20 protein-coding genes and 1 tRNA gene are annotated in these 17,721 nt (G+C 66.1%); 2 read left to right on the top strand and 19 right to left on the bottom strand.

Features of this window, described 5'->3' with window-relative positions; genetic code table 11:
- The first annotated feature begins 17 nt into the window (after positions 1 to 17).
- The gene (gene edd / locus I73_RS18735; protein WP_040500888.1) at positions 18 to 1,856 is read left to right on the top strand and encodes a phosphogluconate dehydratase; all 1,839 of its coding nucleotides are present in this window, start codon (positions 18 to 20) and stop codon (positions 1,854 to 1,856) included.
- 9 nt (positions 1,857 to 1,865) lie between these two features.
- Here the strand turns inward: edd and I73_RS18730 are convergent, their stop codons facing one another.
- The 11 genes from I73_RS18730 to I73_RS31855 form a co-directional block, all read right to left on the bottom strand.
- Complete coding sequence (locus I73_RS18730) at positions 1,866 to 2,849, bottom strand: MBL fold metallo-hydrolase (RefSeq protein WP_083876894.1); 984 nt, start codon at positions 2,847 to 2,849, stop codon at positions 1,866 to 1,868.
- Positions 2,850 to 2,857: 8 nt separating this feature from the next.
- On the bottom strand, positions 2,858 to 4,054 hold the full coding sequence (locus tag I73_RS18725; RefSeq protein ID WP_022982020.1) for a hypothetical protein: 1,197 nt from the start codon (positions 4,052 to 4,054) through the stop codon (positions 2,858 to 2,860).
- 125 nt (positions 4,055 to 4,179) lie between these two features.
- Positions 4,180 to 4,605, bottom strand: a complete 426-nt coding sequence (locus tag I73_RS18720) for a biopolymer transporter ExbD (protein ID WP_022982019.1) — start codon at positions 4,603 to 4,605, stop codon at positions 4,180 to 4,182.
- An 11-nt stretch (positions 4,606 to 4,616) separates the two neighbouring features.
- Positions 4,617 to 5,045, bottom strand: a complete 429-nt coding sequence (locus I73_RS18715) for a biopolymer transporter ExbD (protein WP_022982018.1) — start codon at positions 5,043 to 5,045, stop codon at positions 4,617 to 4,619.
- Between the two features lie 107 nt (positions 5,046 to 5,152).
- Positions 5,153 to 5,995 carry a MotA/TolQ/ExbB proton channel family protein gene (locus tag I73_RS18710; RefSeq protein WP_026096938.1) on the bottom strand — a complete coding sequence of 281 codons (843 nt, stop codon included), beginning with the start codon at positions 5,993 to 5,995 and terminating at the stop codon, positions 5,153 to 5,155.
- 86 nt (positions 5,996 to 6,081) lie between these two features.
- A complete protein-coding gene (locus tag I73_RS18705) occupies positions 6,082 to 6,759 on the bottom strand; it encodes an energy transducer TonB (protein ID WP_022982016.1) in 678 nt (225 codons plus the stop codon).
- 507 nt (positions 6,760 to 7,266) lie between these two features.
- Positions 7,267 to 7,662 carry a hypothetical protein gene (locus I73_RS18700; RefSeq protein ID WP_022982015.1) on the bottom strand — a complete coding sequence of 132 codons (396 nt, stop codon included), beginning with the start codon at positions 7,660 to 7,662 and terminating at the stop codon, positions 7,267 to 7,269.
- A gap of 27 nt (positions 7,663 to 7,689) precedes the next feature.
- On the bottom strand, positions 7,690 to 8,364 hold the full coding sequence (locus I73_RS28990; protein WP_022982014.1) for a DUF2971 domain-containing protein: 675 nt from the start codon (positions 8,362 to 8,364) through the stop codon (positions 7,690 to 7,692).
- Positions 8,365 to 8,383: 19 nt separating this feature from the next.
- Complete coding sequence (locus tag I73_RS31860) at positions 8,384 to 9,052, bottom strand: Rha family transcriptional regulator (protein ID WP_022982013.1); 669 nt, start codon at positions 9,050 to 9,052, stop codon at positions 8,384 to 8,386.
- Between the two features lie 41 nt (positions 9,053 to 9,093).
- Positions 9,094 to 9,279, bottom strand: coding sequence for a hypothetical protein (locus I73_RS32775; protein WP_148289850.1), 186 nt, complete (start codon positions 9,277 to 9,279; stop codon positions 9,094 to 9,096).
- Positions 9,280 to 9,704: 425 nt separating this feature from the next.
- The gene (locus I73_RS31855; protein ID WP_022982011.1) at positions 9,705 to 10,256 is read right to left on the bottom strand and encodes a BRO family protein; all 552 of its coding nucleotides are present in this window, start codon (positions 10,254 to 10,256) and stop codon (positions 9,705 to 9,707) included.
- Between the two features lie 501 nt (positions 10,257 to 10,757).
- Between I73_RS31855 and I73_RS18675 the strand changes: the two genes are divergently transcribed.
- Positions 10,758 to 11,054, top strand: a complete 297-nt coding sequence (locus tag I73_RS18675) for a hypothetical protein (protein ID WP_022982010.1) — start codon at positions 10,758 to 10,760, stop codon at positions 11,052 to 11,054.
- 355 nt (positions 11,055 to 11,409) lie between these two features.
- Here I73_RS18675 and I73_RS18670 read toward each other — a convergent pair whose 3' ends face one another.
- From I73_RS18670 to rarD, 8 genes are all read right to left on the bottom strand, one after another.
- Positions 11,410 to 12,006, bottom strand: coding sequence for a hypothetical protein (locus I73_RS18670; protein WP_022982009.1), 597 nt, complete (start codon positions 12,004 to 12,006; stop codon positions 11,410 to 11,412).
- Positions 11,997 to 12,521, bottom strand: a complete 525-nt coding sequence (locus I73_RS18665) for a hypothetical protein (protein WP_022982008.1) — start codon at positions 12,519 to 12,521, stop codon at positions 11,997 to 11,999. Before I73_RS18665 ends, I73_RS18670 begins: the two co-directional genes overlap by 10 nt.
- Before the next feature lie 34 nt (positions 12,522 to 12,555).
- Positions 12,556 to 12,756 carry a hypothetical protein gene (locus I73_RS18660; protein WP_022982007.1) on the bottom strand — a complete coding sequence of 67 codons (201 nt, stop codon included), beginning with the start codon at positions 12,754 to 12,756 and terminating at the stop codon, positions 12,556 to 12,558.
- Positions 12,757 to 13,103: 347 nt separating this feature from the next.
- Positions 13,104 to 13,712 carry a recombinase family protein gene (locus I73_RS18655; RefSeq protein ID WP_026096937.1) on the bottom strand — a complete coding sequence of 203 codons (609 nt, stop codon included), beginning with the start codon at positions 13,710 to 13,712 and terminating at the stop codon, positions 13,104 to 13,106.
- Between the two features lie 217 nt (positions 13,713 to 13,929).
- Entirely contained in the window at positions 13,930 to 14,190 is a 261-nt protein-coding gene (locus I73_RS18650) for a hypothetical protein (RefSeq protein WP_022982005.1), read from the bottom strand.
- 300 nt (positions 14,191 to 14,490) lie between these two features.
- The gene (locus I73_RS18645; RefSeq protein WP_148289849.1) at positions 14,491 to 16,293 is read right to left on the bottom strand and encodes a site-specific integrase; all 1,803 of its coding nucleotides are present in this window, start codon (positions 16,291 to 16,293) and stop codon (positions 14,491 to 14,493) included.
- 153 nt (positions 16,294 to 16,446) lie between these two features.
- Positions 16,447 to 16,522 (bottom strand) — tRNA-Ala (locus I73_RS18640).
- A gap of 77 nt (positions 16,523 to 16,599) precedes the next feature.
- A complete protein-coding gene (gene rarD / locus I73_RS18635) occupies positions 16,600 to 17,472 on the bottom strand; it encodes an EamA family transporter RarD (protein ID WP_022982003.1) in 873 nt (290 codons plus the stop codon).
- Between the last annotated feature and the right edge of the window lie 249 nt (positions 17,473 to 17,721).

Here is a 17,721-nt window from a genome sequence, read left to right as displayed (position 1 = left end):
TGCAGGAGAAGCCCGCCATGCGCGCATTGCATCCCGTTCTGCTTGCCGTCACCGACCGCATCGAGGCCCGCAGCCAGCATCTGCGCGGGGCCTATCTGCGCCGTCTGGAGGCGATGCGGCAGCGCCCCCAGGCCGCGCAGCGCATGGGCTGCGCCAATGTGGCCCACGCCTTTGCGGCCCTGCCCGCCGACGAGCGTCTGCGGGTGGTGAGCCAGCGCGCCCCCAACCTGGGCGTGGTCACGGCCTACAACGACATGCTGTCGGCCCATCGGCCCTACGAGGGCTTTCCTGCGCTGATCCGCCAGGCGGCCCGGGCCGCCGGTGCCACCGTCCAGGTGGCGGGCGGTGTGCCGGCCATGTGTGACGGCGTGACCCAGGGCCAGCCCGGCATGGAGCTGTCGCTCTTTTCCCGCGACACCATCGCCATGGGCACGGCCATCGCGCTGTCGCACGACGTCTTCGATGGCGCGCTGCTGCTGGGCATCTGCGACAAGATCGTGCCGGGGCTGCTGATCGGGGCCCTGCATTTCGGCCATCTGCCTTGTGTGTTCGTGCCGGCAGGCCCCATGAGTTCGGGCCTGTCCAACGAGGCCAAGGCCAAGGTGCGCGAACAGGCGGCCCAGGGTCTGGTCGGGCGGGCGGAACTGCTGGCGGCTGAACAGGCGGCCTACCACGGCGAGGGCACCTGCACCTTCTATGGCACGGCCAATTCCAACCAGATGTTGTTGGAGGCGATGGGTCTGCACGTGCCGGGGGCGGCCTTCATCCACCCCCATGCGCCGCTGCGCGAGGCCCTGACCCGGGAGGCGGTGAGCACCGTGCTGGCCCAGGCGGCCCGAGGAGGCTGCATCGGCCATCAGGTGGACGCACGCTGCATCGTCAACGCCATGGTGGCCTTGCTGGCCACCGGGGGCTCGACCAACCATCTGATTCACTGGGTGGCGGTGGCACGCGCGGCCGGCCTGCTGATCAACTGGAGCGATTTTGAGGCGCTGTCGGCGGTGGTGCCGCTGCTGGCGCGGGTGTACCCGAACGGCGCGGCGGATGTGAACCAGTTCCAGGCCGCCGGCGGACCGGCGTTCGTGATCCGTGAACTGCTGGAGGCCGGCTTGATGCATGCCGACGTCGCCACCGTCACGGGCCAGGGCCTGGCGGCCTACACCGAGCTGCCTCAACCAGGTCCGCAGGGCCAGGTGCTGCGCGTGCCGGTGGACACGCACAGTGGTGACGAGCAGGTGCTGCGGCCGGTCTCGACCCCCTTCTCCGACACCGGCGGGCTGAAGTTGCTGACCGGCAATCTGGGGCGTGCGGTGATCAAGGTGTCGGCTGTGCCGGCTGATCGCCACCGGATCGAGGCGCCCGCGCGGGTGTTCGACAGCCAGGAGGCTCTGCAGGCGGCCTTCCAGGCCGGCGCGCTGAGCGGGGACTTCGTCGCGGTGGTTCGTTTCCAGGGGCCGCGGGCCAACGGCATGCCGGAGCTGCACAAGCTCACCCCACCGCTGGCGGTGCTGCAGGGCCGGGGGCAGCGGGTGGCGCTGGTGACCGATGGCCGGATGAGCGGGGCCTCCGGCAAGGTGCCCGCGGCCATCCACGTCTGCCCCGAGGCGCTGGGCGGCGGCCCCTTGGCCAAGGTGCGGGACGGGGATCTGATCCGGCTGGACGCCGACACCGGCACGCTGCAGGTTCTGGTGCCCGAGGCTGTGTGGGCCTCACGCGACGCAGCGCCCCGGGACGCCGCCCTGGGGGAGGACGCGGCCCACGGCTGGGGCCGAGAGCTGTTCGCGGGTCTGCGGGAGCAGGTGCTGCCCGCTGAGGAGGGGGCCTGCACCTGGGTGCCCAGACCTCAGGCCGGCTGAGGTCGTTGCTCAGGCGCCCAGCCTGCCCAGCCAGACACCCATGCCCTGGGCGTTGAGTTCGATGTCCATCGCCAGCAGGCGATCAATCTCCTCGCCCGGCAGCGTGCTGCCGGTGGCCAGGAGGCTGGCGCGGTAGATCTGCGACAAACCCTGACGCAGGGCCTGGTGGCGATCCGGGGCGTCCTTCAGGCGCAGGCCCAGGGCCTCCACCTTGTCCAACAGGGCCAGCAACTGGGTGGCCATGGGGGGCACCGGGGCGCAGCGACCATAGTGCGTCAGGTACATGCACTCGGGTTGGCTGGCCATCAGACGGGCAATGGTCTGGCGCATCGCGGCCGGGTCGAACTGCACCGGCGTGGTGGTGGGCATGACCCAGGGCTGGCCATCGATGTCGAATTCCCGGTAGCTCAGGCCGAAGGTGTCGCCGGTGAACCAGCCGCGCGAGACCGGATCCCAGATGCAATGGTGGTGACGGGCATGGCCCGGGCTGTCGATCAGCGTCAGCACCCGCTGGCCCAGCGGCACCTGCTGGCCATCTTCGCTCTCCACCACGCGCTCGGCGGGGACGGGTATCAGCGTGCCGTAGGAGCGGTCCATCTCGGCCTGACCATAGACCTCCAGTGCGCCCTCGTAGAGCGCACTCGGATCGATCATGTGGGGCGCACCACGGGGATGGACCAGCACCCGCGCTCGGGGCAGGTGCTGCACCAGGGGACCCACTCCGCCAGCGTGATCCAGGTGGACATGGGTGGGAATCACCCAGTCGACCTGCTCGCGGCGCAGGCCCAGGGCATCCAGGGCCGCCAGCAGGCGGGGCACGGCCAGGCCGGTGCCGGTGTCAATGAAGGCCGCATGTCCTTCGTCGACGATCAGGTAGGCCGCATCGAAGTGGGCACGCTGGAACAGGGTGTCGATCTGGTAGACGCCGTGCCCCAGCGGCCTGACCACCGCCGGGTCCAGAAGGCGATCGTCGACCATGGGGCTGGACGTCATGATCGACCTCAGGACTGGCTGGCCAGGATGGCGTACAGGCGGGCGATGTCGGCCACGCCGTCCGTGCCCTGCACGCTGCGCAGCGTCTGCAGGCCCTTGGCCTTGTTCTTCTTCAACTGGGCCAGCCCCAGGCGCAGCTTGGCATCCGCCGGCTTGCGCAACTGGTCCTTGGCGATGCCCTTCTCCAGCAGGTCGATGCCCTGATCGACCTGACCGTAGGCCACCAGCTGGGTGCCGACCTGCACCATGGCGTTGCCGTCACGCGCCTGCGCCACTTCCTGGGCCAGATGGGCCTTGTCTTCCTGTTCCTGCTTCACGGCCAAGTCCAGCAGGCGCTTGTGGCGGGCGGCTTCGGCCCCGACCCCCAGCACGCCAGCGGACATGCCCTTGTCCACCACGGCCTTGCCTTCGGACGCATAGCCCGCCTGCAGGGCAAGCTGGGCCAGTTCCATGTAGTCGTCGGCGCTGGTCAGGTTGCCGGTGGCCAGCTTCAGGCGCAGCACGTCGACGGCGAAGCGGTCGGAGAAGCCCGGCTTGCGCTGGATGCGGCCCAGCAGCGCCGACCAGTACTCCTTCTTCGGATAGTTGGCGACCAGCTTTTCCAGCGCCGCGTACTGGCCAGCGGCGTTGTTGGTGTGCTGATAGGCATCGGCCAGGCGCAGCAGGTCGGCTTCTTCCGGTCGCTTGCCAGCTTGCTCGGAGGCTGCCACCGCGGCGGCAGCATTCTTGGCGATGGCGCCGTAGTCGCCGCCGGAGGCCTGCAGATAAGCGGCCAACTGCTTGAGTTGGGGGCTGGTGCTGCCCAGGGCCTGGGCCTTCTGCACCCATTGATTGGCCTTGGCGTTGTCCTTGAGCTGCGAGTAGGTGAAGGCCAGCGACTCGGCCATCTGGGTCTGCTCGGCAGGGCTGAGCTTGCCGGTGGCGAAGGCGGCTTCGAAGGCCTTGGCGGCGGTGGCGTTGTCGCCAGCGCGCTGCGCGGCGGCACCGCGCATGCGCTCGATCATCAGGGTCTCGGACGGGGTCTTGTTGCCGGCGCGGTCGGCCTCGTTGACCTTGGCCAGGGCTTCCTTGGCCTTGCCGGCGCGCAGCAGCTCGCTGGCCTGTTGCAGCGGCTTGCCCACCTCGGGGCGCAGGCTTTGGGCGTGAACGGCGGAGAGGCTGCCCGCGAGCAGCAGGGCGGCGGCGAGATGGCGCAGCGTGGTCATGTGATGCGAATTCCTTAGCGGGAGGGTCCGAAAAGACATCGGGGTTCGGACCTTGCGGAACGAACCCCGATTCTGCGGCAAGCGGTGCAGCACTTCGCCTGGGCGGCGAAAGGCCGCACCCAGGGTCAGTTCATGAACTGCTCGTTGCCGATGATGCCGATCTTGGTGACGCCCAGGCGCTGGGCTTCAGCCAGCACCATGGCGACGTACTTGTAGGTCACCAGCTTGTTGGGGCGCACATGCACCTCGGGCTGGTCCGGCAGCAGCGACAGGCGGTACAGCCGCGCTTCCAGGTCGCCCCGGCTGGGCACTTGTTCACCGTTCCAGCCGATCGTGCCATCGAAGTCGATGTCGATGCGCACGATCTCGGGCGGCTTGGGCGGCGGTGCGTTGTGGGAGTTCACCGGCATGTTCATCTTTACCGCGTGCGTTTGCACCGGGATGGTGATGATGAACATGATCAGCAGGACGAGCATCACGTCGATCAACGGCGTGGTGTTCATCTCGACCATCATGTCGTCTTCGGAGGACGACCCGACACTCATGGCCATGGCGCTTCCTTTCAGTTCTTGGCCGGCGGCTCGGTGATGAAGCCCACCTTGGCGATGCCAGCGCGCTGGCAGGCCACGATCAGGCGGCCCACCGACTCGTAGCGGGCGTTCTCATCACCGCGGATGTGCACTTCGGGTTGCGGCACCTTGACCGCTTCCTTCTTGAGCATTTCCACCAGGGTCTCGGTGTCGGGGATGTACTTGGTGGACCAGTACACGTCGCCATCCTTGGTCACCGCCAGCAGGATGTTTTCCGGCTTGGTCTGCGTCGGGACGTTGATTTCCTTCGGCAGGGACAGGTTGACGGACTGGGTCACCACGGGAATGGTGATCAGGAAGATGATGAGCAGCACCAGCATCACGTCCACGAGGGGCGTGGTGTTGATGCTGGAGTTCATCTGCTCTTCATCGCCATCGGCGGAGCCAACGCTCATAGCCATCTTGCGTTCCTTTGTTCGAGCGGACGGTTCGTCCGGTGCGCCGGGGATCGGCCCGGCGCGGCCGGGGTCGCAGCCCGTGGGCAGCGCTCAGGCACTGCCCAGGAAAATCACTTCTTGCCGGCCAGCAGCACGTTGTGCACGTCGCCCGAGAAGGCGCGGACCTTTTCCATCACCGACTTGTTGCGGCGGATCAGCCAGTTGTAGCCCATCACCGCGGGCACGGCGACGGCCAGACCGAAGGCGGTCATGATCAGGGCTTCACCCACGGGGCCGGCCACCTTGTCGATGGAGGCCTGGCCGGAGATGCCGATGGCGGTCAGGGCGTGATAGATGCCCCACACGGTACCGAACAGGCCCACGAACGGGGCGGTGGAACCGACGGTGGCCAGGAAGGCCAGACCATCCTGCAGACGGCTGCTGATGTTGCCCACGGCGCGCTCGACGCTCATGCCGATCCAGGTGTGCAGGTCGATGTTGTCGACCAGCGTGCCCTCATGGTGCTCGGCGGCCTTGATGCCCTGGTCCGCCACGAAGCGGAAGGCCGAGCCTTCTTCCAGCTTGGCGGCACCCGCCTTGATCGAGCCCGACTTCCAGAAGTCGTCGCCCACCGAGCCGGCGCTCTTGAACATCTTGTGCTGTTCCCAGAGCTTGGTGAAGATGATGTACCAGCTGCCCATCGACATCAGGATCATGATGATCAGCGTGCCGCGGGCCACGAAGTCACCCTGGCTCCACAGCGCATCCAGGCCGTAGGGGTTGTCGATGGTTTCCTTCTTGGTCTCGGGGGTGGGCACCGAGCCAGGGGCGGGGGCGGTGACGTCGGCCGGGGCGCTGGCTTCGGCCGGAGCGGAGGCGGCGGTCTCCTGCGCCAGAGCGGCCAGCGGCAGGGTGCCGGTGAAGGCGATGGTGGCTGCCACCAGGGGCGCGCGCAGAAGCTTCAAAAAGGACATGTTCACTCCAAGGGGTATCCAGGGGGAGGGGGGAGGCCCGTCACGCCGGCGGGTTGCCGGGCGGGCGGGCGGTTCAAAAAGAAGAATTACTGCAGGGTCCAGACGTACTCGGCTTCGAAGGTGCCGCCCGCCGGGTGACCGTTCTCGTCCAAGCCCGGGCGGAACTTGCATTCGCTGAGCTTGTCGACCGCGATTCGATCGAGCATGCGATGCTCGCGGCTGGGGCCGGCAGACTTGACGACCTCTGCCTTGGCCAGTTTGCCCTCGGCGTCCACGGTGAAGCGCACGCGGGTGGTGCCAGTGGCCTGGGCACGCGCCGCCGCCACGGGGTAATCAGACCCCTTGGGCGCACAGGCAGAGATGTCGGCAATGGCAGGACGGGCAGCGCGTGGAGCGGCCGGCGCGGGCGGGGCCTGCACGGTCGGCGGCGCCTGGCTGATCTTCACCTCTTGCGGAGGCGGCTGCACGTTGGTGGTGGTGATCGTCGGCGCCTGCGGCTGGGCGACCTGCACTTCCGGTGGCGGCACGAAGGCCGGCGGCGGGGGCAGGTTCTTGGGAGGCGGCGGCAGATTCTCGGGCGGCGGCGGCGGCGGCGGCTTGACCTCCTCGATGATCTTGGTCTCGATCGGGGCCTTCACGACCTCGACCACCTTGCGGGCCAGGCCACTGAGCAAGGCCCAGCCCAGCAACAGGTGCAGCACGATCACGATGATCAGCCCCACAGGGTGCTTGCCCGGGCGGCGCTGCGATTCAGCGAAATCCACTCGTATCCTCCAGTCGCCTTGCGGCGCTGTCTTTCATCGACGGCAGCCTTGTGGGCCACCAAAAGGCGCCACTATAGCGCCCAACTTCATCCACCTTACCGAGGCCAGACCCTTAGAAGGTTTGGGTAAACGCTCCAAAACTAAACAAATTGAAGCGTTGAACCCTGGTTTCTCCGAGTCTTGCTTGCTCAGGAGGCTTCGCGGTAGTTGATCACCCCAGCGAGTTCTGTGCCAGCATGGTGCACCAGTATGGGGACCTGTCGGTGGGCTTGCGTATCCCAAGGTCGCAACAGAGTCCGGTGGGGCACCCTTCAAAAACAAAGGGGTTGCGGCCTTTCGGTGCAACCCCTTGCGGTCATCTGGTGGAGACGAGGAGGAAGCCTCGATTTCACCATCTCACCTAGGAGAACCGGTGCGCTGCAGAGCTTCGTCTTACACAGTCGCGCACACAGTTGATGCGATGGGCGAGCATTCTAGTGCATGCTTCGGCACACCCTCAGGTGCCCCCTAGACCTTGGCTCGCTCCTCCCAGTTCACCTGATCCAGGTAGGTGTAGTCCAGGTCCAGGGAGCGAGCCCTGCCGATGTCCCGAAGTCGGGCCAGTAGGATGGCGTGAAAGGGGTACTCGTCAAGCATGCTGTTCGCTTCTGCGATTGCATCCCGGAGGGCTCGGAGCATGTTGCGCTCACTCAGGGTCAATGGGCGCCCGACACGCTGAGAAACCGTATCCACACCAAGAGCTGCGTCCAGGAGTTGGAGCCTCTCCTTGGCGGTCAGTGAGCCTAGCGTGTTGAAGCAGCGGACGTACAGAGGGTCTGGGGTGGCGCAGAGGTCAGCCTGGGATGCCAGGATGATGTTCACGGCGTTGTCGTAAATGTCCTGCTTGGTCTCGAGCTTGCGCATGCCAGTGCCCTGTTCACGCCGCACTGGTCAGTCGCTCGCTGTGTCAGGAGGTGCCTCCACCTCATCAAGGGGAGCGCTGGCACGCTTGATCACGGGAATCAGCTTCTTCGCAAGAGGCACGACGGAGACCAACGGCTCAGTGTGGCTGAAATCAACCCGTGCCAGTTCCACCTCTGGGTAGAGCTGGTGGAGGATCATCATGATGGGACCCCATTCTGGAAAGTCTGTGCGGGTGAAGTAGACGCGCCGCAGCAATCGCTTCAGGATAGGCAACGCGCCGACAGTGGGGCTGATCATCCGGAGCTCTTGCTCGTGCGCCCAATCGAGGTGTTTGGTTGATACGGCGCGGCCCATTGATCGGATCATCCAGTTCCTGATGAATCCGGGCTTGGTCGAGTGCTCCAGTAGTTCTTCGGCAGTCCAGTCGGGATGCCTCTTTGCAAGCGCCCGGATGGCCTGCTGCATGTCGTCGAACCTGTCGTGGAGGCGGGGGGAAGCTGAATAGCTCACGAAGGTTGGCAGCAGCTCGTACTCCTTGACCAAGTCGTCCGGCCACTCCAACTCCAGGCAGATGCCCCTTGAGTCGTTGCAGTAGTAGGCCCACATCGGCTGGTTGTCGGGACGGGTCGTGCAGGAGTAGATCCCCAGGCGTTGGCAGTTCTTCGAGAACGCCGCGCTCTCAGCCGCAAGTTCCTGTTTCACCTGCTCCTCATGCGCGGGGTCAGGCTCGAACCTGTAGGGGGCCCCTTTCTCTTGTGCTAGCTGGGTCAAGACCTCGGACAGCTTTGTCGCGTAGGTCTCTGGCCCCGCCATCGTGAACTTGGCTTCTAGGGAATCGTTCAGTTCGCCCGGTCCCGCAAAGTAGGCCATCCCATCCGAGAGACTTCGGAGCGCAGCGGGCCCCGCTCGGTACTTGAAGCTGATCCGCTTTCGCTCTGCCATGGCCTAGTCTATTGGTTGCCTGATCCTCCGTCAGAGCCTCGACCTTCGCGGCCTGGGCTGCCACCAGCCGGGCCTGCTCCTCGGCACGCTCGAATTCCAGGGCCCAGGCGCGGGCGGCCTCGGCGGGGCTACCGAAGTTCGGCAGAGCGGGGCCCTTCGCGGCCTCCTCCAGTTCCTGCCAGCGGTCCACCACGCGGGCCCGCATCGGGATCGAGTAGCCCATCACCAGGATCATGGTCTCGCGGTGGGGCAGGTTGAACAGTGGAAGAGTGCGTCCGGTGCCGTCCACGTAGCTGGAACCAAATTTGGATTCAGCTTCCCCCAGGTCGTCCAGCATGCTGCGGATGTCCCGGAGAACGTGGGCGTGCAGCTTGCCGGTCAGGTCCGCAATCTCGCGGCTGGACATCGTGAGGGCCTTGGCGGTGGTGAAGTTGGTCAGGGCGTTCATGGCATGGTTCCTGAGAGGGCCCCGGCGCTGGGCCGAGAGGTTCATGGCTTCACAGCCGCCCTGACCAAGGTGGAGATGCTCACAAAGTGCAGGCTACTACTGTTGCCGCAGATGATCATCCCCGCCAGGGTTGACAGCTTGCCGTGCGGTGAGTCCCACTGGAAGAAGACCGGCGACCCGCTGAAGCCGCTGTGCGAGCGCGGCCATGTGGAGCCATCCAGCAGCATGCAGTGGTCCAAGGGACTCGGCCTGAGGTGCCCCATGAACTCGGCAGGCTGTGCCTCAATCGTCAGTGTGTTGCAGTGGTCATCCGGGTAGGAGATAGCGGTCCCAGTTCCCTCGTTGGGGTACCCAATCACGGTGGCCGGTAGCGAGCCCCTCTGGTGCATCCACTGTGCCACTTGGTCCAGGGATGCAAACTCGTCTAGCCAGAGTCCAGAGGGAGGGAGTTTGGCAGCACGAGACAGCAGGTGACGATGGTTCGCGGTTCTTCCTGGGGGAACGTGGAGCGCCGCGACATCGAAAAACGATGTTCGGGCAGGGCCCTCTGCTAGGCGTGTCAGGTTGTCGAAGCGCACATAGTCGTCTGGGTATCGGAGGGATCCGTCAGTGCGATAGGGAATCAGCAGTTGCCGGGCGGCACTATCTGCGCTCAGGGAACCGGTCGACGACTCCAGGCAGTGTAGGGCGGTGAAGAAGAAGAGCTCGCCCTTCGCCTTGGCAAAGAACCCCGTGCCGCTTGCTCCAGGGTAGGCAGCCGCCTCGGGGGTGACTCTGACCAGGGGGGCGATGCAGGAGCGGGGGATGCCTGAATGATGGAAGGACGCGGGGCGCATGGGGAGATTCTGCGGCCGGAGGTGACCACCTTCTCCTCGCCGAGGATGTAGCCTCCGTCCTTGCGGATGGCAGGCAGGACCACGCCGGTCACCCAGTCCTGGAACTTGCGGGCTTCCGGCTTGCGGGACTTGAGGACCAGCTTGTAGAAGCCCGACTCGTTGACCACAGTGAGCGTCTGGGGGCCTCCAAGGGTCTTCACAGTTTGAAGTCCCTTTTCGTGGGGCCCGAGCCCGGCCGTGGCGCGGGTTACGTTTGTCAGTCCCAGGGTCTCGCAGACGTCCTTGGCGATGAACCAGGGCTGGCCCTCGCGGTTCAGGACGCGCAGGGCGGTGGCGAAGGGGGTGGTGAAGTTGGTCAGGGCGTTCATGGAGGGGTTCCTGAGAGGGCCCCGGCGCCTGCGTTACTCTCTCTGGACTCTCATGCACTGGTGACCGACGAATGCTCAAGCGACCGACTAGGCAGCCCCATTTCAACCCCGGCACGGTTCTCAACCCCAAGACCTTTGCCGATGCCTATGCCCTTCTCGCCAGTGCTGGTGGGCGGCAGCCCTACACCACTGCTGGTGGCACCCCCTTTACTGCGGAGGCTGGGACGGTAGGGAGGGGGCGGCACAGGGGGGCGCCAGTGATCATCTTTCGGAGAGATGGTCGGGAGCGCGCCAGGGCCTACGAGTGCTGCTGGGGTGCAAGAACAAACTGCAATCGGACGTACATCGATAGCTATACACCTGTGATCTGATTCTCGGCCTTCTCCTGGACACTCTTTAGGAGGCGCTTCCCGTGGACTTTGACTTCCTCCGTTGGCGGGAGTGAGATGACACCCCTGGCACCCCTCAGAATCCCCTTGCAGCACATCGGAGGGCGCCTGCGTGAACGTGGTCTATCGCATCACCTACCCCAACGGGAAGATCTACATCGGCCAGGACCGCACGAACAGCATCAACTACTTCGGGAGCGCCTCCGACGAACTGATAGCCCGGGACTTCACCTGGGAGGAGCGCCAGTCCTTCACTGTGACCCGGGACATCCTGTGGTCATCGGAGACCGCCAGCCGGGCCGAGGTCAGCCGGGTGGAGGTGGAGTTGATCAGGGAGCACCAGTCCAACGACCCCGCCATCGGCTACAACCAGTGGCCGCCCCTCAAGGTGCCCCCATCGGTCCCCTGAGGTTGGAGGGTTCCACGACCACTCCAAAAAACAGGTGCTCCCGGACGCTTGACGCAATCACGGGGCACCCTTGGTGCTGACCGACCTTCTCTCTGCCGAGAAGATGGGGCCAGTGCCAGATGGCCCAGGCATCAGGGGTTGGAGCTCTGGGCCTTGAGACCACCTGGGCCATGGTGTTCCTGGGTTGTGGTCGTGGGCGTAGCCCCATCGCTGAGGCCCCCTGTGGGGAGGCTGGAAGGTGGCCCTTGTCGTGCCCCGCAGGTCGTCCCGATTGCATGCCCTGCACAGGGGGATGACCAGGAAGAACTCACCCTCTGGGTTCCCCTCTATGTACTGTGTCGTTAAGGGCTGCTGGTCAGTACGGCACCTGCCAGCCGGTCAGATCCACACACCGGAGGGACACCGGATCTGCCGCTGTTGCTGAGGGGCTCTCTGCCTGACGGCACATGGCCTCCAGTGTCCCGGCTGCTGAGGTCGTTGCTCGCCTTCTGCGGAAGCAGTGGACGACCTGAGCCCGGCCCTGGCCGAGGCTGACCTGCTTGCGGAAGGTGATGCCTGCGTCTGCCATCTGGTCCAGGATGGTCCGCATGGTCCGCTCACTGGTGAAGGGGACACGGACATTCATCTCCAGCAAGTACCCGCACCGTTCAGCGTGAGCCTGATTGCCCAGCACGATGCGCAGGGCGTCCAGGTACTGGCGCGAGCACCGCAGGGCCCCAAGGGTGTCCCTGGCGGTCTCACGCAGGAGGTCCTCCGGGAGGTCCACCCGCAGGTGCTCCCGAAGGCGCACCCCGGCCTGCCCACGGCTTCGCTGAGGGGGCCCGTCCCGCTCACTGAAGGTTCCCCACGGTGGCAGCTGTGCCAGGGCGGCCTCCAGGTCGAACAGGTCACCTTGGGCCAATTGGTCGGCACAGCTGACAGCGGAGAGCTCGGCGTAGCTGCTCAGTCCCACGGTGGCGCGTCCAGCAAGGGGCGAGGCGGCACTGGCACGAAGCAGGGGACAGCAGCGGGGGCGGAGACCACCTCCCAAGGTGGCACCTCCAGGCCCTCAGGGGCGCACGGCGGGACCAGTTGAGGGGACCCCACAGGGCTGCTCTCTTGGGCCTCCTGGGCGGCCACACAGAGCGCCTGCGCGGCTGCCTTGTTGGCGGCTCGCTGGGCCTTCCTGCGCTCCCTCTCTGCGGCTTCCTTCTCGGCCCTGAGGGCGGCCAACTTCGCGGCCTTCTCCTCTGCCTTGGCTTGCTTGCGCTGTTCTGCAGCCAGTTCACGCAGGATCCCAGCCCGTGCGGTCTTCAGTGTCTGGGCCTTGGCGCGGTCGGCGATGGCCTTCCGCTGTTGGCGCTCCTTCTCCAGGCAGACCACGCACTGATTGCGGAAGGTCGTGCGCAGGCGGCCTCCGTCCCTGGTGCAGCCGAAGGCGCTCTGGTAGACCTTCAGCCCCAGCGCCCGGGCCTCCTTGCGGCGCATGGGCTCCGGTGGCGGTGGGGTAGCGGTGACGGGATCAACTAAGAAGGACTGCACGGTCCTGTGCCTCCAGTGCTCGCTGTGCCTCCTGGTGCTCCAGGACGATGCGGGAGACCACCTCGGCGATGGTCAGCCTCTGGCCCTGTTGGGCCTCGTGGGCGCGTTGAACATCCTTGATCCGGTCGAACACGGGGACGGGGATGGCAAGCTGCCTGTACACCCTGGGCAGGTGGTCCATGGGTCTTCACTCCTTCAGTGCATGCAGTGGGATCAGCACCTCACGGGCTGACGCTGTTGCCGAGGTCCGCACCTCCTGAACGGTGATGCCCACTGAGGGCTCCTGATCTGGGCACCTTGAGGTGCACCTTAAGGAACACCTTAAGGGGACAGGAAGGGACTCTCCGGCGAGAGGGAGGGTTTGGGTTGTGGGTAACTCGCGTTTTCGGCCGTTCTGGTGCCTCGGCCTTATATAGATCAACTACTTAGCGAGCGATTTCCCAGAAGCAGGAACGCCCACCGAGGACCTTCCTGGGCGGGCGCTTGCGGGGCAGGGCGGGACCCGGATGGGGCCCATTCGGTGGGCGCTCAGGTGGCCTGTTCGGCTTCCTGGCTGGCGCTGGTGGACTGCTCCCGTAGCCGCATGATGGTCTGACGGCTGGTCCTCAGGTCGCGGGCGATGGCGGCCACGGGATGGCCCTGTGCGAGGCGCTCCCGGGCTTCCTGCTGCTGGTCATTGGTCAGGCTGGAAGGGCGCCCCAGGGTCTTGCCCTCGGCCTTGGCACGGGACAGGCCCGCCTGCGTCCGCTCAACCAGCAGATCCCGCTCAAACTCGGCCATGGCGCTGATCACGCCCATGGTGAGCTTGCCCGCTGAACTGGTCAGATCCACGCCCCCGAGGGCGAGGCAGTGGACCCGGACGTTCATCTGCGCCAGGGCCTCCACCGAAGCCCGGACGTCCATGGCATTGCGGCCCAGGCGGTCCAGCTTGGTGACCACTAGGACATCGCCCGGGTCCAGCTTCTGGAGCAGGCGCTGCCATCCGGCCCGGTCGCAGGCGGCCACAGACCCGGACACCACCTCCTCAATGGTGTGATGCTTGCTGACCTGGAAGCCAGCCCGGGCAATCTCCTGGACTTGGTTCTCGGTGGTCTGGTCAGCAGTGGAAACGCGGCAGTAAGCGAAGACACGGGACACGGTGGACATCTCCAGGTGTTCGGAAAGGATGTCCGGATTGTTGGGCATGTCCGAAATGAAGTCAAGCTGATTTGTGGACACCCTCTGCCACCCATGTCCGTAAACGAGCGTTTGTGGACACCCTCCAGGGCCTCAGGGCATGCCCCTGTGGGTGGCCCTGTCTGTGCTGCCACAGGCCCGCCTGGGGGCTCCTGGGGGCCTTGGCGGGGCTCTGCAATCAGGCAGGGTGCCGGTAGTCGGCGCAGACCTCCACCCGTCCCAGGCGAAGGGTCACAGAGCCCCCGGTGTTGGACTGCTCACGCCAGCAGCCGAGGAAGGCGGACCCGTTGGGGTGGCGGAAGACCCCTCCATCGGTTACCCGGGAGACCTTGGACAGGGCCCGGCAGATGCCCCGGACGGAGAGGTCAGCCAGGGCCAGCCAGGGGGCACCCAGGAGGCGGAAGGACACGGAGGAGGCGGCAGCGGTTGCGGTGGTCATCAGGGGTGTTTCCTGTGGGTTGAACAGCCCCCATTGCACCCGCAGAACAGGGGGCAGCGCATCAGCAGAGATGCGTCTACCGCAAGGCCTGATATCCTCTGAGCCTCGCTGCTGTCCTGGACGTTCCCCCTCTTGCAACCGTCGCAGCCGAGGGATATCGGATAAGCCATCCGTCTCCCTGGATTTGCGCCCGCTGTTGCTCTGGAATAGGCACCCCCACGGGGGGTAACTCCGGTCCCGGGATCATCAGATACCCCCTCGGAAATTTTGCTCAGGAATTCGGCCCGGTAGCTGGCCCCTTCAGGGCTTCCAGGCGGGCGCAGTGAACACCCGGGGCAACTCCAAGCCAGGGTAGGTCAGCGGGTCCAGCGCCTCCCTCAAGGTGCCCACGGTGGTGTGCGCGTAGTCGTCTGCGACCGTCTTCCCCGCGTGGCCGGTGATGGCGTCGATGAGGTACTTTGGGGTTCGCAGGGCCCGCAGTTCGGTCTCCACGGTGTGCCTGAATGAGTGGAAGACCAGATCAGGGCCGAAGCCCTTGGCGGCCTTGTACTTCCCGAACCATTGGCTGATCTTGCCCCCGGCGCCGTTCAGTTCTGTCCGTGGCAGCGCAGGCCACAAGGGGCCTGCTCCGTGCTCTGCGATGGCCCGCCAGTAGTCCACGAAGCCCAGGCGCACCAGTTCGGGGTGAATGGGCACGTCCCGCACTGAGTGGGCGTTCTTGACCCGCAGACCCTCCTCCTGGTCCTCCTGGATGTGCAGGACCCAGCCTGCCTCCTCGGTGTGCTCAATGTCAGAGGTGCGCAGCTGTGCGAGCTCGGACACCCGGGCCCCGGTGAACAGGCCCAGCAGGGGCAGCCAGTAGGCGGCGTCCAGGCCCCCCATGCTGGCGCTCGGGACAGCGTAGGCGGTGAAGATGGGGTCATCGAACAGCCGGGGAAGGTCGGCCTTCGTCCAGGCTCTGCGGGCGGCCTTGATCCTCTCGATGCCACGGGCAGGCATGGGGCTGCGGTCGATCCATCCCAGGTCCACGGCGTCATTGAACAGGGTCTTGATGCGGCCCAGTTCTGATGCGGCGGTGTTCTGCGCCCGGCCCCCACGCTCGGTGGCCTCGGCCATCAGTTTGTCCTGGATGGCGCGGCCGTCCTCTCGGGTCAACTGCTCCAGGATGGGCACGCGGGCGAGCTTGGCGAGCTTCTCGGCGGTGGCGCGGTACTTCGCCACGGACTTGACCGGGCGCCCCGGCTTGCGTCTCTGCCAAGCCTCGAAGGCATCCATGGGGGTGTGTCCTGCCTTGGCCCCGTTCGGCCCTGCTGCGGGCTGCTGGGTGCCTTCCTGAGGGTGTCCGCTGCTGGCGCTGGAGGAGGGCTCGGCAGCCGGGGTGTTGACCACCTCCCCACGGTCCCGCAGCAGGGCCTCCTCTGTGGCCTGCCGGTGCGCCTTGAGGAGTTCTCGCAGCCCCTGCACGCCCTCCGGGCTGGTCCAGTTCACCCGCAGGCCCATCTCCCGGGCGATGCCCTCGGCCAGGGGCAGGACAGAGCGCAGGTTCTGGCGGGCCATGTCCACAGCAGCCGCAGCCACACCGGCAGCGTTCCACTGTGCCAGGGCCTCGGCTTCGGGGGCAGAGAGACCGGCGAGGGGATCAGGAGCGGGTGAGGGTTGATCCTGGCCCCCGATGGTCAGGGCGGACAGGTTGGGGCGCACGCCCTGGACCAGCGCGGCCCCTGCTGGGGTCTTCTCCAGTTCAGCCCTCAGGGTCTCCAGCTGTGCCACCTGGAGGGCCCTTGCGGCGCTCGGGAAGGCCCGCATGTTGTCGTCTGCCTCCAGCACCCAGCGGCGCACCTCACGGGCGAAGGTGGCAACCAGGGCGGGGGTCAGGGTGACAGGCTCCGGGTTCTGCCTCCTGCGGAGGGTCCCGAACTTCTCCTCCCAGTCCGCATGCAGGGCCTTGGCCTGTGCGTTGGCTTCGCGCAGATCCTTGGTGCCCAGCGACTTGCGCACGGCCCATTGGGTCTTGAAATGCTCTCGCAGGTCCGTGGGGACCTGGATGCCGAACTGGTAGACGGTGCTGCCTTCGCGGAGGTACACGCCAGGAAATGGGGTCACGTCGGAGTCATTCACGCGACCAGCTTACACGGTGCTCTTACACAGTCCTCGGGTTGAGGGCAGAGCGGGACCGGTTCCTAAGTGCTTGTCAGAGCACAAATCCCAGAAGCGACAAGGGGTTGCGGCCTTTCGGTGCAACCCCTGTGCGGTGTTTGGTGGAGACGAGGAGGATCGAACTCCCGACCTTCGCATTGCGAACGCGACGCTCTCCCAGCTGAGCTACGTCCCCAGAAGCTTGAAATCATAGCATGCTCGCCCTGAGTTCGGGCAAGCTGCTCGATCGCGGTGCGGCAGCGCCTTGCCGGTTCAGGCGGCGCGGCGGGTGCGCCAGAGTGTCTCGCCGCTGTAGAGCAGCAGGGCCAGCCAGATCAGGGCGAAGCCGACGAGCCGGGTGGACTGCAAGGGTTCGTGAAAGAGCCAGACTCCCAGGAGGAACTGCAGAGAGGGGCTGATGTACTGCAGCAGGCCCAGCGTGCCCAGTGGAATGCGCCGTGCACCGTGTCCGAAGAGCAGGAGGGGAACGGCGGTCAGCGGGCCGGCCAGCAGCAGCCAGCCCCACAGGCTGCCAGGGGCGCCCGCCAGTGCGCTGTGCCCACCCAGGTCCCAGGCCAGCAGCACGGGGGCGGCCACCGTGGCCAGCAGCAAGGTCTCCAGTGTCAGGCCTTCCAGCGCATCCAGCGGGGCGGTCTTCTTGATGAGGCCGTAGAGGCCGAAGGTCAGCGCCAGGGCCAGGGCGATCCAGGGCGGGGCGCCGGTGTGCCAGCTCATCCACAGCACCGCACCGGCGGCCAGGGTCAGTGCAGCCCATTGGACAGGGCGAGGGCGCTCGCGCAGCACCAGAACGCCCAGCAGCACATTCACCAGCGGGTTGATGAAGTAGCCCAGGCTGGCCTCCAGCACATGCTGGTGGTTCACGGCCCAGACGTAGATGAGCCAGTTGACGGACAGCAGGGTGGCGCTGGTGGCGTACAGAACCAGCACCCTGGGCTGGCGAAAAGCATGGCTCAGCCATTGCCACTGCTTGCGCCAGGCCAGCACCAGGAGCAGGAAGCCCAGTGCCCAGAGCGTGCGATGCAGGACCAGTTCGAAGGCGCCGATCTGGCTGAGTTGATGGAAATAGAGCGGGAACAGGCCCCAGACGACGTAGGCCAGGGCGGCGGAGAGCAGACCGTTTTGCATGGATGGGCGGCGCTGCCTCTGTCGGGCAGGGTCCGCGATGAAGGGAGACGTCATTGTCTCCTGGCGCGTCTGGCCTCAGCGATGGTGGGGGCGCTCGTGTTCCCGGATGGCCGCAGTCAGCGACGAGGCGTCGTCGACGGTCCAAGGGCCCCGGCTCAGCAGGGCGCTCCAATCGTCCTCCGGGAGGGCGGTCAGCGTCAGCGGGTGTCCCGTGATGGGGTGGGGCAGGCTCAGGTGATGAGCCAAAAG

The organism is Ideonella sp. B508-1, from assembly GCF_000333615.1.
Lineage (GTDB): Bacteria > Pseudomonadota > Gammaproteobacteria > Burkholderiales > Burkholderiaceae_C > Ideonella.
The sequence above is the reverse complement of the archived record's forward strand: the minus strand, read 5'-3'. Positions and strand labels throughout refer to the sequence as shown.

What these genes read in the sequence shown, in the direction of transcription:
- edd (WP_040500888.1), top strand. Translation starts at nt 18, where the DNA reads ATGCGCGCATTGCATCCCGTTCTGCTTGCCGTCACCGACCGCATCGAG.
- I73_RS18730 (WP_083876894.1), bottom strand. Translation starts at nt 2,849, where the DNA reads ATGACGTCCAGCCCCATGGTCGACGATCGCCTTCTGGACCCGGCGGTG.
- I73_RS18725 (WP_022982020.1), bottom strand. Translation starts at nt 4,054, where the DNA reads ATGACCACGCTGCGCCATCTCGCCGCCGCCCTGCTGCTCGCGGGCAGC.
- I73_RS18720 (WP_022982019.1), bottom strand. Translation starts at nt 4,605, where the DNA reads ATGGCCATGAGTGTCGGGTCGTCCTCCGAAGACGACATGATGGTCGAG.
- I73_RS18715 (WP_022982018.1), bottom strand. Translation starts at nt 5,045, where the DNA reads ATGGCTATGAGCGTTGGCTCCGCCGATGGCGATGAAGAGCAGATGAAC.
- I73_RS18710 (WP_026096938.1), bottom strand. Translation starts at nt 5,995, where the DNA reads ATGTCCTTTTTGAAGCTTCTGCGCGCGCCCCTGGTGGCAGCCACCATC.
- I73_RS18700 (WP_022982015.1), bottom strand. Translation starts at nt 7,662, where the DNA reads ATGCGCAAGCTCGAGACCAAGCAGGACATTTACGACAACGCCGTGAAC.
- I73_RS31860 (WP_022982013.1), bottom strand. Translation starts at nt 9,052, where the DNA reads ATGAACGCCCTGACCAACTTCACCACCGCCAAGGCCCTCACGATGTCC.
- I73_RS32775 (WP_148289850.1), bottom strand. Translation starts at nt 9,279, where the DNA reads ATGCTGCTGGATGGCTCCACATGGCCGCGCTCGCACAGCGGCTTCAGC.
- I73_RS31855 (WP_022982011.1), bottom strand. Translation starts at nt 10,256, where the DNA reads ATGAACGCCCTGACCAACTTCACCACCCCCTTCGCCACCGCCCTGCGC.
- I73_RS18665 (WP_022982008.1), bottom strand. Translation starts at nt 12,521, where the DNA reads ATGCGCCGCAAGGAGGCCCGGGCGCTGGGGCTGAAGGTCTACCAGAGC.
- I73_RS18660 (WP_022982007.1), bottom strand. Translation starts at nt 12,756, where the DNA reads ATGGACCACCTGCCCAGGGTGTACAGGCAGCTTGCCATCCCCGTCCCC.
- I73_RS18650 (WP_022982005.1), bottom strand. Translation starts at nt 14,190, where the DNA reads ATGACCACCGCAACCGCTGCCGCCTCCTCCGTGTCCTTCCGCCTCCTG.
- rarD (WP_022982003.1), bottom strand. Translation starts at nt 17,472, where the DNA reads ATGCAAAACGGTCTGCTCTCCGCCGCCCTGGCCTACGTCGTCTGGGGC.